At 27.8% G+C, this 11,847-nt stretch carries 9 protein-coding genes and 1 pseudogene; 9 read left to right on the top strand and 1 reads right to left on the bottom strand.

The features are described from left to right. Positions 1–114: 114 nt before the first annotated feature. Positions 115–282, bottom strand: coding sequence for a hypothetical protein (locus BR66_RS25960; protein ID WP_156946360.1), 168 nt, complete (start codon positions 280–282; stop codon positions 115–117). A 557-nt stretch (positions 283–839) separates the two neighbouring features. Between BR66_RS25960 and BR66_RS0122545 the strand changes: the two genes are divergently transcribed. From BR66_RS0122545 to spo0A, 9 genes and pseudogenes are all read left to right on the top strand, one after another. Then, positions 840–1,202: a YmaF family protein gene (locus BR66_RS0122545; RefSeq protein ID WP_051624358.1), complete on the top strand. Its 363-nt coding sequence runs from the start codon at positions 840–842 to the stop codon at positions 1,200–1,202. A gap of 1,108 nt (positions 1,203–2,310) precedes the next feature. Then, positions 2,311–2,631: a hypothetical protein gene (locus tag BR66_RS24595; RefSeq protein WP_035796949.1), complete on the top strand. Its 321-nt coding sequence runs from the start codon at positions 2,311–2,313 to the stop codon at positions 2,629–2,631. A 137-nt stretch (positions 2,632–2,768) separates the two neighbouring features. Then, positions 2,769–3,260, top strand: coding sequence for a carboxypeptidase-like regulatory domain-containing protein (locus BR66_RS24590; RefSeq protein ID WP_051624357.1), 492 nt, complete (start codon positions 2,769–2,771; stop codon positions 3,258–3,260). Positions 3,261–4,283: 1,023 nt separating this feature from the next. Continuing rightward, positions 4,284–5,717, top strand: a complete 1,434-nt coding sequence (locus BR66_RS25015) for a hypothetical protein (RefSeq protein WP_051624356.1) — start codon at positions 4,284–4,286, stop codon at positions 5,715–5,717. A 13-nt stretch (positions 5,718–5,730) separates the two neighbouring features. After that, positions 5,731–6,210, top strand: a complete 480-nt coding sequence (locus tag BR66_RS0122525; protein WP_026884937.1) for a hypothetical protein — start codon at positions 5,731–5,733, stop codon at positions 6,208–6,210. Between the two features lie 396 nt (positions 6,211–6,606). Then, on the top strand, positions 6,607–8,109 hold the full coding sequence (locus BR66_RS26560) for a hypothetical protein (RefSeq protein WP_242841208.1): 1,503 nt from the start codon (positions 6,607–6,609) through the stop codon (positions 8,107–8,109). A 950-nt stretch (positions 8,110–9,059) separates the two neighbouring features. Then, the gene (locus tag BR66_RS0122510) at positions 9,060–9,722 is read left to right on the top strand and encodes a TetR/AcrR family transcriptional regulator (protein WP_051624355.1); all 663 of its coding nucleotides are present in this window, start codon (positions 9,060–9,062) and stop codon (positions 9,720–9,722) included. Then, entirely contained in the window at positions 9,719–10,549 is an 831-nt protein-coding gene (locus BR66_RS0122505) for an amidohydrolase family protein (RefSeq protein ID WP_026884934.1), read from the top strand. The genes BR66_RS0122510 and BR66_RS0122505 overlap by 4 nt, the downstream gene beginning before the upstream one ends. 465 nt (positions 10,550–11,014) lie before the next feature. Beyond that, positions 11,015–11,836: pseudogene (gene spo0A, locus BR66_RS24580) on the top strand (sporulation transcription factor Spo0A). Positions 11,837–11,847: the final 11 nt, after the last annotated feature.

Here is an 11,847-nt window from a genome sequence, read left to right as displayed (position 1 = left end):
TGGGTGTTATTTCTATATATAATTTTATTTATTAAAATTATATATATTGAAAACACTAAATTAATAACTTAGTGTTTTCATGTCTTTATCAATCTAAAGCGAATCTTTTAGAAACTATTCAGAAGTATGTTTAACTAGTTTATTTAATTTAACTTTTTTAGTACCAAATGTAATATCTCCTTGTACAGTTGCATACTCTCCATTGACTGATTTAACTGACACGTCATAACTCATCCCATATTTACCTTTAAGGTATACTCTATCACCTTTTTCTACAACCATTTCAATCCCTCCTTGAATATTAAAATTTTCTATAATATATTTATATAAGGTCTCTACGAGGGTATATAAACTAATAATATGTTCTCATTATCTATATATTCTATATATTGGATAGTTTTTATACATATATAAATTTTAAATATTTTTTTACAAAAAAAGAGCGCACAGGTAGGCACGCATTTTAATAACATTGGGAAAAAACAATAAGGAATGAGGTGACATAAATCTATCTATCATACATTTATATCCTCTATTTATTATATGAAAGATATGAGAAAATGTTACAAAATAGAACGCACCACTTGGCACGCCTTTTGTTGATAAATTGTAAGAGTAATATATTTATGGATACTATCTAACTATTCTGAACTAACAGGTTAAAAACAATTTTATAAAACAGTAAAAATTTATAATCAAACATTGCTGTAATTATAGTATGTGCAATAAAACTTAAAAGATATGCATTAATTTTTATGAACATTTGTTATATAAGCAACATAATCTATAATAGAAAATGTGCAAGAATATTTTCTATTATACTATGGGAGGAATATGCTATGCTTATTGATAAAGGTAATAATGGCCTAACCAAACAGTCTTCAACAGGGACACAAACGCATGTGCACGAATTTGCAGAAAGCACAAAACTAGCCGAGAATGGAGAGGATAGGCATAATCACCGTGTAGCAGGAGTTACGAGTGAAGTTATTCCAATAGGGAATGGACAACATGTTCATGCAATATTAAGCAATACAGATTTTCTTGATCACCATCATGAAATTGGAGTTACAACAGGACCAAATATACAAATTACAGGTACTAATAAGCATGTACACGTAGTTAAAGGTTCTACAACAATTGATGATGGACACAATCATGATTTTTTGTTTACTACTCAAATAGATAGTCCACTTGTATAAGTGCGATTTAAAGAATATAAAAAGGAACAACTCAAATGTTGCTCCTTTTGTTTGGTTATATGATTATAAAACATTAGCAATTAGATTTTAAATTAAGATATTGCCTATTTTTTACAACAAAAGGAGCGTACATTTAGGTACGCATCTTAATAAAATTGGAAAAAACTATGAAGAATGAGAAAATATAAATACATCTATCATACATTTATATCATCTGTTTTATTATATGGAATATATGAGAAAATATTGCATAAAAAAGAACACATCTTTTGGCACGTCTTTATAATTTTGTCTACATCTCAATTCTTATTACTATTTAAAATTCTAAACAATAAAGCTAAAAATAATGCACATATAGTAGAAACAGCAGCCACATCAATTCTAATAGAAGAATAAACATTTTATCTCCTATTCCTGTTATTTATAAGCTTTATAAACATATTCGTATACTTAAAATTTAAATAAAAAATGAGCTCTACAGGATAGCGGTTATTAAGTTGAATCCATAGTTTTTTAGACAATTATAATGTGTAATATTAGATAAATTGTAACCTGATTCTCCAATTTACAGTTTACATCCAATAGAGTTAAAGAGTATTTTTGGAGAAAAAAATTAAAGATAATACAATTGGTTTTTCAAAGATTATAGTTAAAGATTTAGATAAAATATTGATTTTCTAATTAATAGGAGACAGCACACTAGATGTTATCCATAAAGAAGCAGAAATAATAGAGACACATGTATGCATATCATATCATCTACATATGTTAGTTGCGGTTATGGGAACTAACATGAGACTTCAGTTAGACACTTGCAATTACCATTTCCTTAGAGGGCTAGAGAAAAACCATTTGCTGAACTGGTGAATCTTTATAATTTGTGATAATAACAAAGTATATTATTAATAAATAAAAATCCATTTGTAGCAGGATTTTGGCTTATTGAATACTATACATTAAAGTACTAATTATAGATATGTAATACGAAAACTTAATCTATACATTATGAAAATATCGAATCTTCAATGATTTTTCATGGTGTATAGATTAATAGTTGAAGTTACAGATCTATAGTACTTTAACGTATGTTAATAAAGGGGGATATTTTATGAAAGATTTATATTTTGAGGAACTGGCAGTAGATTGGGAACCTAAAAACAAAAATGATGTAGATGTAGATCAAGATAATGATCAAGATAGTGATCAAGATAGCAAACAAAAACAATATAACAAGCAAATAAACTATAATCATTTTGATCAAAAACAAATTGTAAAACAGGACCAGGGACAAAGAACTGAAGCTGAAAATGATGCTGACTCTGACTCTGATTCTGAAGCAGAAGCAGAAGCAAAGAATAAAGCAGAAGCAGAAGCAGAAGCAGAAGCAAAGAATAAAGCAGAAGCAGAGAATAGAAATAAAAAATATTAATATAAAAAGGTTACTAATCGTATAAGCAATAGAGAAGTAATTATCTATTGCTTATACGATTTTTACTTTTTGCTCACCCATAATATACTTTTAGAATATTATAGATTAAGCATTTGATAAGAAAAGGAGGAATCTACGTGAAAAAAATGGTAAACGAAGGAGAAACTGGAATTATAGACAATGCACGTGTAATTGGGAGTAATAAGCTTCAAGATCAGCATAGTACACAAGAAAATAAACAAGATCTTGATCAAGAACAGCAAGTAGATGTAAAACCTTCACAAATAAATCTTCAAAGAATTGATGTAACTGTTAATACTAAGCTAGAAAATTATTCTGGAAAGATAACAGGCATTATATATATAAATAAAGAAAATGCTATTGCTACAGAAGCTGAGATTTTTCTTTACTTTGGTGGTGTAAGTGACTTTCCTGTTTACAAGACTAATGCAGATAAAAATGGATGCTATTCAATTGAGGACTTACCACCAGGTTTTTATAGTATTAAAGCAATCTATAATGATTCCATTATGACTACAATGTACAATATAAAGGTTCTGCCAGGTCAGAATAGTAACCAACCTATATATTTAACAGAGAGTATATATCATAAAAAAAAGAGACATTAATACTGTTTTTAATTCTATAAATTTTAAAACTTCCGTTATAATCGTTACTGTGAACGGTATCCTAATAAGATAATGTTTTAATCAGAATATAGATTTCAATTACCCATAGAATGCATAATTACTGCGACTGTTAAGTATCTAAAAAGGTATGCATTTTATAACATTTAAAATAGTATCCTATTTGTGTTTATTAAAGTTGCAAAAGTAATTTATAAACTGTTAATAAATATTATGGATTTAAATAAGATCAACAGGTTAAACAATTGTGTGCATGTGGTTAAATAAGCGTAAATTCGTATATTATGATTAACGCTTATTTTCGTATTTTACATTGAAATTATAAAAATCAATTTAATATAGTACATTTATGATTACTTTTGCATAAAAAAAACCCACCATTGGGCACGTTCATATTAGGTGAGACATGTATATATTAACTATTGTACACACATTATCGTATTCTGAACTAATAAATTAAAAACAATTTTATAGAACAGTAAAGAGCTGAGGGATTAAATTAGGCTTTATTTTTTTACAAAAGAGCGTACACTCAAGTACGCATCTTAATAAAATTGGGAAAAAGACTATGAAGAATGAGAAAATATAAATACATCTATCATACATTTATATCATCTCTTTTATTATATGGAATATATGAGAAAATGTTGCAATAAAAAAAGAACGCACCATTTGGTACGTCTTTTGTTGGTAAATTGTAAGGGTAATATAATTATCGATACTATCCAACCATTCTAAACAAATAAATTAAAAATAATCTTAAAATAAAAGAAACCCTAAATATGAGCAATGATATGATCCCTCCAAAGTAATAGTTTATGTATTTAAACTGTCTACTTTAAAGGGAGCATATAAGACTTCTCTAGCATTTATTTTATATGTATCATTGCGAAATTACTGGAATGTGCCTATCTAAAGTTTAAAAAGGATATTTTTATTAAATTTAGGAATAACTATTCATTCCAAGCAATACATGACGATAATAGCATAATAAAAAGTTTTAAAATGATTTATATTGGTACTGATTTATTGAGCTTAATAAATTCAGGGAATGGAATAATAGGAATAGATTATAGTGAAATGAACAGAGTAAAAAGTAACTTAGAAAGTGCAAGAGATAGAAGTACAGATTTAAATAGAAAAATAAATACAGTAATAACAAAACTTCAAGTGGATAAAGGTTCCTCGAGAATAAAAATGGCAACGGACCAGCTTAGAGATTATTCAAGACAAGTTACAAGAATGCAAAGTGATATCGAAAGTACAATAAACAAAGTAGATAAAGCAATAAGAAGATTCAAGGAAGTAGATAGTGCCTGTGAAGCAAGAATAAGAGCTGTAGGAGGAAATGCAAGTAAAAAAGATGAAAGCTTTTTTGGAGAATTAGAGGCTAAAATTAAAGGAACAATTAAATATGGTGAAGAAGGATTAGAATCGGGATATGAAAAAGCTAAAGGGGAGTGGGAAGAATATAAAAAAGCAGATCCAATAAAAGCAGGAAAAATATTAGGAGCATATGATTTTGTAAAAGGTATAATTACAGCCCCAATTAATATTGCTAATGTTTTTATTAAAAAAACCAAAGAATTTGAGTCAGATCCAGTGGGAACAATAAAAAGATGGGCACCATATGTTTTCAAATATAATACAGGAGGATTTCTAGCTGTTATTGCATCATATGTTAGTTCACATCCTGAGATAAAAGAAGCGCCAAAAGTTATTATGAATTATATGGTAAAGGAATTTGACGAAAAATTTATAAAAGGTGATACACTAACAAGGGTTAGATATGTGACTAATTTAAAATTGAATATACTCTCATGTTTAGTTGGAGGCGAAGAACTTGCAGTAGGAAGTAAGTTAGGAGAAGTGTCTGAAGGTACTAAAGTTGGAGAAGAAATAAATGATGTAAGTAAGATTGATGTGGGGGCAAGTAATGCTGAAATTAGTCGACCTAAAATTGACGAAATCTTATCAATGGAAAAAGGATCACGACCTGATCCTTCAACCTATTTAAGCAAAGAATATATTAAAAAGCATTTAGTACAGTTTGATGATGGCGCTTCAATTATTATGACAAAAGAGCAATATATAAATTATGTCAAGGGAAACTCTTACATAGGAATACCAGATGATGGAACACAATTTATTTTATCTAAAAATGTATGTGAGGAGATAGCAACAAAAGCAAATGGGAATATATCTTATTATGAGGAATCATTAGGGTTTGATATTGGACATTTTGAAGATGGTGGAGGTTTAGTGCAAATAAATATAAATGATGTGAGTGATTTAAATTTAAGAATGCCATCTGGAAATGAGGCTGGTGCCAATTCACATTGGTTACCAGGAGGGTATACTGATTGTGGAACACCAGAAGCTATTTCGAACTTAATTCCTAATGTTGATTCAAAAGTAAGTATTATAGAATTAAAATAAAAAGGAGAAGAATATGGATTATAAAATATTATTAGATGAAGCTATAAAGCATGGAGAAATATTAGCTTTTTTGCGGGGTGAAAAAGAATATAGAATAGAAATATCGCAATATATGCCTGGAGTTGAACCGACAGATGCAGGCAAGGTGCTGTCAAAGGCAATTTATAAAAGGTATAAAGAAAGTCCAGTAACAAAGGAAATATTTGAAGATGCATTGATTAAAATGTTGGATGGTGATGCAATGGATATTTATTTAGTAGTATTATATGTTACAAGTCAGATGTTTAAAGAAAAAAATAATATTGCACCATTTAAAATAAATAAAGATTTTATAATCACAAAGTTGCAAAATAAAATTGCTGAAAACAAAAAATTATTATTGGAATATATTAAATTATCTGATGGATTTATTAAAAAAGGAGTTTGGAATAGCATTGAACGCTTTGATAGTGTTTGTAATACGGAATATGGATTTAGATTGATAGTTGAATAGGAATTGAAAAATGGTGAAAATTTGTGAGATTTTTTGCAAGGGACTCACCGATATTATGAGAAAAAAAATATGTCTTTTGAAAGAATTATTGAAAGTTGTAGAAAATGTTAATAATATTTAGCTGTAAAATTAAGCCTAAATTGACTGTATAAAAATAAATATAGAATAATTTAAATAAGAAGATCCAATACATCAATTGGAGAAAAAATAGGAACAACAGCAAGGTCTTTATTTAAAGATGGAGAAAAAACATTTGATAGTTTAAGAAATGATGAAGAAAAAGCATTTAATGGAATAAAAAAAGAAGCAGGCAATATATGTAGTGGGATACAAGATATAATAAAGGATGGTAAAATAAAAGAAATAGCAAGTGATGCAGTAGATGTAAAGAATAAAATGGGTTCTGTATCAGAGGAAGCTTGGGGAGAATATAAAAAAATAAATCCTATAGGAGCAGGAATAATAGCAGGAACTTATGATTTTGGAAAAGGAACAATAGATGGAGTAGTAGGTATTGGAAAGGGAATAGTGGATCAATATTATGACTTAAGAGAAAATCCAGAGGGCACTATAAAAAATTTGGGAAGAGTCGGTCTAGATATAGCGGCATTAGTAAATCCAGCAATGCCTAAAACAGAGGATGACGAGAGATTTGAAAAAGGATTAGAAGGGATTATAAGTAAAGAAATCAATGGGAATTTAATACATGGAGATGCTTATACAAGAGCTAGCTTTCTAACTGATTGGGCATTAAATATAGGTACATTATTCGTAGGGGGAGGGGAGTTAAGTGTAGCAGGAAAAGCAGGAGAAGTAAGTGGGGATTTATCTAAGGTTGAAGAAATAAGTAGTACAGCAGAAGATATAGCGAAGACTAGTGATGAAATAAATGGAATCGATAAGTTGGTTAGTAATCCTAAAATTAGTTTAAATCCTAAGTTAAAAAAATATGTTTGTGATTCATTTAAAAGTATAGGAAAAGAATCACAAGATAATTTCAATAAATATTTGAGAGAAAATGTTTGGTGTGATGAAACGTTATCTAATTCAGATAAGATTGATATTATGATAGCTAACTTTGATAAGTTAATACCAGAACAAAAAGTTAATTTTAATGTTTTAAATGAGGTAAGAATACTTAAAAATGCTGAAAAATCCAATTGGGGAGAATGGCCAGATATTGATTGGCCGGATTTCCCAGGATTAAATAAAAATACTGCAAAATCTGTGTATAATGGGGTGACAGGGGAAATAGAAATACCAAACAACTTAGATAGACTTGGTAGTCCTTATGGTAATAATTTGGGTGTAGTGGAAAATGGATATCATTGTACACAAAATGAACGTTCCATTTGTAATATTGAAAATGAATATGCGAGAAATGGATATAAATTTGAAGGAACATATTATAAATATGCAATTGATACTATAAAAGATTTTGATATTGATAATCCAGAGGAGTCTGTTAATAAAATAAATTCTATTATTGATATACAAAATAAAATAAATGGAACAAGATTAGGAAAAGTAGATGCAGCAGATATTGTTTTATGGAAAGATGATTATATTAAATTTCAAAACAACCCTAATATGATTGAGTTATGTAAAGAAAAAGGAATAGATTCTACGTACGGTGTTATGGGAGAAGCTTCTCCATGGGCAGTAAATGGAGAATTAATTACAAATGGTGGTATAAATTTGGAAAGATTAAATATTGTGATTGGAAGAAAGACAAATATACCGTATTCTACAGGATGCTATCAAGAAAATGATATTTGGTATTTTTATGGTGTAAATGAAAGGCAAGATTTGGTTATTACTAAAACAGGAACAGAAGATGAAATTTTTAGTTATTTATATTTGATTACAAAAGCATTACTAAAACAGTATAGTAGCTAAAAGTGATTATTAATAATTTTGTAGTAAGTTTGAAGAATATCAATTTGAAGAATATCAAGTAGAAAATATAATCTAAAAATTGAAAATAGTTTTAGTATTAAGCTATCCTGAACTAATAAATTAAAAACAATTTTATGGAACAGTAAAAGCCTAAGGGATTAATTTCTCTTAGGCTTTATTTTTTTGAATAATAAAAGGGTTGGCATAAATTTACCAACCCCTCGGGCATCCGTTTAGGAATACTCGACACACTAACCATATTATAAAACAATTTATAAATAACTATTAAGAAGGTGGTTTGACTAGTTTATTTAATTTAACTTTTTTAGTACCAAATGTAATATCTCATTGTACAGTTGCATACTCTCCATTGACTGATTTAACTGAGACGTCATAACTCATCCCATATTTACCTTTAAGGTATACTCTATCACCTTTTTCTATAACCATTTCAATCACTCCTTAAACATTAAAATTTTAAATATATTTCTACAAAAAAAGAGCGTACATTTAGGTACGCATTTTGAAATAATTGCCACATGATTTTTAGAAGGGAATTCTCATGTTATCTAAAACAGAAGGTAAACAAATGGTTTAATATAGGTATGATAAATAGAGACTTTATTCTTTTTAGTAAAAAAGATATTAAACAGTTTTTCAAGTTCAAGATTTTAAAATAAAAATTGATAATTTAATAAAGGATCAATATAAAAGTATATTTGAAATATTAAAGATGGTTACTAAAATTAGTATTCATTAACTAAGGTATCCCCTGGGGACATTTTTTAGTGATATAAATAAATTAGTTTGTTTAGAGCATAATTTAAATGGATTATTATTGATACCTAAATAAAACATAAAGAAATTCTACCAATAATATTGTATAACTAGATTAATAAAATGAATTTTACTAAAATTCTTGAATAAAGTGTCAAATGGAAGTAATATATATGAATATATTTGTTTTATATTCATATATTCATGAAAGGGGTGGTTTTTTGCCAAGGGGTTTTAATGATAAAGAAAAACAAGTAATAAAAGCCGAACTAATGGAAAAAGGAAAAAGTCTTTTTAATACATTTGGGCTTAAAAAGACCAGTATAGGGGATTTGATAAAATCAGTAGGTATTGCTCAAGGTTCATTCTATAACTTTTTTTCATCAAAAGAAGAACTATATTTTGAGATTCTAGAAAAAGAAGAAAATTTAATAAAATCAACTCTTTTGGAAGAAATTATGTTAATAAATGATTCTCCTAAAGAAGTAATAGAAAAATTTCTTATTCATGCTTTTGAATTAATTGATACTAATGTATTTATTAAGCAATTATACATTGAGAATAATATGGAAATATTTATTAGAAAGCTTCCAAGTGAAAAAATTGCTAAACATAAAAGAATGGATGCTGAAATGTTATTACGATTAATAAAAAAATGGCAGAATGAAGGAATTATAATTGATAAACAGCCTAAAATTATTGTTGGATTGATTCGTTCCATATTCACGATATCATTACATAAAAATCAAATTGGTGAGGAAATTTATGATAGTTCAATAAAATTTTTAATTGAGTTATTAGCTGAAGGATTAGCAAGTAGGAGGTCAAATGTATGATAATTGATGGACATGCACACGCTGCTGGAGATTTTTTAAAAACTAATAATATCATAAAAATATTAGATGAAAATAATGTAGATTATGTAGTATTAGCTGGTACTCCACAAATAAATTGTGAAAAAAATTATGATTTATCCTTTTTTTCTAAATTTATAGAAAAATATCCTGAAAACTTTATTTACATTCTTAATAATATTATAAAGACAGTGAATTTTTTTAATAGGTCCTCAACAAAAATAGATTTGGGAAATGAATATGTCTATAATTTGGTCAAACAACAACCTGATAGAATAATTCAATTTTATTGGGTTAATCCCTGCGAAAAGAACATTATTGATAAGATAAATGTAAATTATAAAAACTATAATTTCAAAGGAATAAAATTACATCAATGTATTAATAAATTTGATTTGAAAGAAGGCTACATGAATGAAATTTCAGAGTGGGCTAGAGAAAAAGAAATGCCAATATTTATTCATCTTTGCACAAAGAAGGATACTTTTGATATGGTTGAATTGATAAAGAAACATACAAATACGAAATTTATTATTGCGCATCTTATCGGTTTACAAGTTTTTATAAATTCCCAAATAGATATTTCAAACATATATTTCGATATATCATGTCCACAAATAGTACCAAAAAATAAAATTGTACCAGCTATAGAGAAATTTGGTGCAGAAAAGATAATAATGGGTTCTGATACGCCAAATGGGAGAGAAAATTTAAAAAACGCCATAACTAATATACAGGAATTAGGATTATCAGATATACAGAAAGAATTAATCCTAGGCAAAAATATGCAAAAGTTATTAAGAATATAATTGGAGAAATTAAGAGTACTATTATGAAAAGACGATGGGAGATATAAGATTTAATTGATCACTTTACATTTGTACGAGAGGTAGTAGCAGCATTCATGTAACCAGGGTAAAGTAGCTGTAAGATGATTTTTATAATAAATTCAAAAAACAAAAAAGGCGTATCACCTTATAGGTGCGCCTTTTAATAAAATTGAGAAAGAACAATAAAAAATGAGGAAACATAAATATAAATATAAATATAAGTAAATGAGAATATGTTACAATAAAAAAAGAACGCACCACTTGGCACGTTTTTTGTTGGTAAATTGTAAGGGTAATATATTCTAAAGAAATAAATTTATAGAATAAAAGAAAACATAGGGATGAGTAATCAATAATTTTTTTTATTTTAAAATAAGAAGGAATTATGACTCTTTTGTCGGAAACCTTTATTACCATAATATAGAAATAAAGGAGAATAAAAGTATGAACAGTAGTAAAATTAGTATAATTATAGTAGATGATAACAGAGAATTTTGTAGTGTTCTTAACGATTGTTTGTCAAATCAGGGAGATATAATTGTAACTGGAATAGCAAATGATGGAGTAGAAGGTTTAAAATTAATAGAGAAGAAAAAACCTAATTTAGTAATATTAGATATTATAATGCCTCATATAGATGGAATAGGAGTTATTGAAGAATTAAACAGTATGAACCTTAATCCAATGCCAAAAATTATTGTATTATAAGCAGTAGGACAAGATAAAATTACTCAGAGAACATTAGAATTAGGAGCAGATTATTATATAATTAAGCCTTTCGATTTAGAGGTTTTGATTAAAAGAATTAGGAAAATGGCAAATGATATTTTATTAAGTGATGAAGTTAAGTTTGAAGATTCATTTGTCAAAACAAATAAGCCTAAGACTGTATCAGAATTTAAAGATTCATATTACTTAGAGGTATCTGTAACTGATATTTTCCATGAGATTGGTATTCCTGCACATATTAAGGAATATATATACTTAAGGGAAGCTATAAGTATGGTAGTGAATAATATGGTACTAATGTCTGCAGTTACAAAAGAACTGTATCCTTCTGTAGCTATAAAACATAATACAACAGGAAGTAGGGTAGAAAGATCAATAAGACACGCAATAGAAGTAGCCTATAGCAGAGGGCAAACGGAAGTCATCAATAACCTATTTGGTTGTATGGTGAGGAACGGGGAAACAAAGCCTACAAACAGCGAATTTATCGCTACAATTGCAGATAAGATAAGGTCTAGTAATAAAATAGCAAATTAAGTTATGCAAGC

Origin of the sequence: Clostridium akagii DSM 12554 (assembly GCF_000686725.1) — a bacterium.
Taxonomy (GTDB): domain Bacteria; phylum Bacillota; class Clostridia; order Clostridiales; family Clostridiaceae; genus Clostridium_I; species Clostridium_I akagii.
The sequence above is the reverse complement of the archived record's forward strand: the minus strand, read 5'-3'. Positions and strand labels throughout refer to the sequence as shown.

What these genes read in the sequence shown, in the direction of transcription:
- BR66_RS25960 (WP_156946360.1), bottom strand. Translation starts at nt 282, where the DNA reads ATGGTTGTAGAAAAAGGTGATAGAGTATACCTTAAAGGTAAATATGGG.
- BR66_RS0122545 (WP_051624358.1), top strand. Translation starts at nt 840, where the DNA reads ATGCTTATTGATAAAGGTAATAATGGCCTAACCAAACAGTCTTCAACA.
- BR66_RS24595 (WP_035796949.1), top strand. Translation starts at nt 2,311, where the DNA reads ATGAAAGATTTATATTTTGAGGAACTGGCAGTAGATTGGGAACCTAAA.
- BR66_RS25015 (WP_051624356.1), top strand. Translation starts at nt 4,284, where the DNA reads ATGATTTATATTGGTACTGATTTATTGAGCTTAATAAATTCAGGGAAT.
- BR66_RS0122525 (WP_026884937.1), top strand. Translation starts at nt 5,731, where the DNA reads ATGGATTATAAAATATTATTAGATGAAGCTATAAAGCATGGAGAAATA.
- BR66_RS26560 (WP_242841208.1), top strand. Translation starts at nt 6,607, where the DNA reads ATGGGTTCTGTATCAGAGGAAGCTTGGGGAGAATATAAAAAAATAAAT.
- BR66_RS0122510 (WP_051624355.1), top strand. Translation starts at nt 9,060, where the DNA reads ATGAATATATTTGTTTTATATTCATATATTCATGAAAGGGGTGGTTTT.
- BR66_RS0122505 (WP_026884934.1), top strand. Translation starts at nt 9,719, where the DNA reads ATGATAATTGATGGACATGCACACGCTGCTGGAGATTTTTTAAAAACT.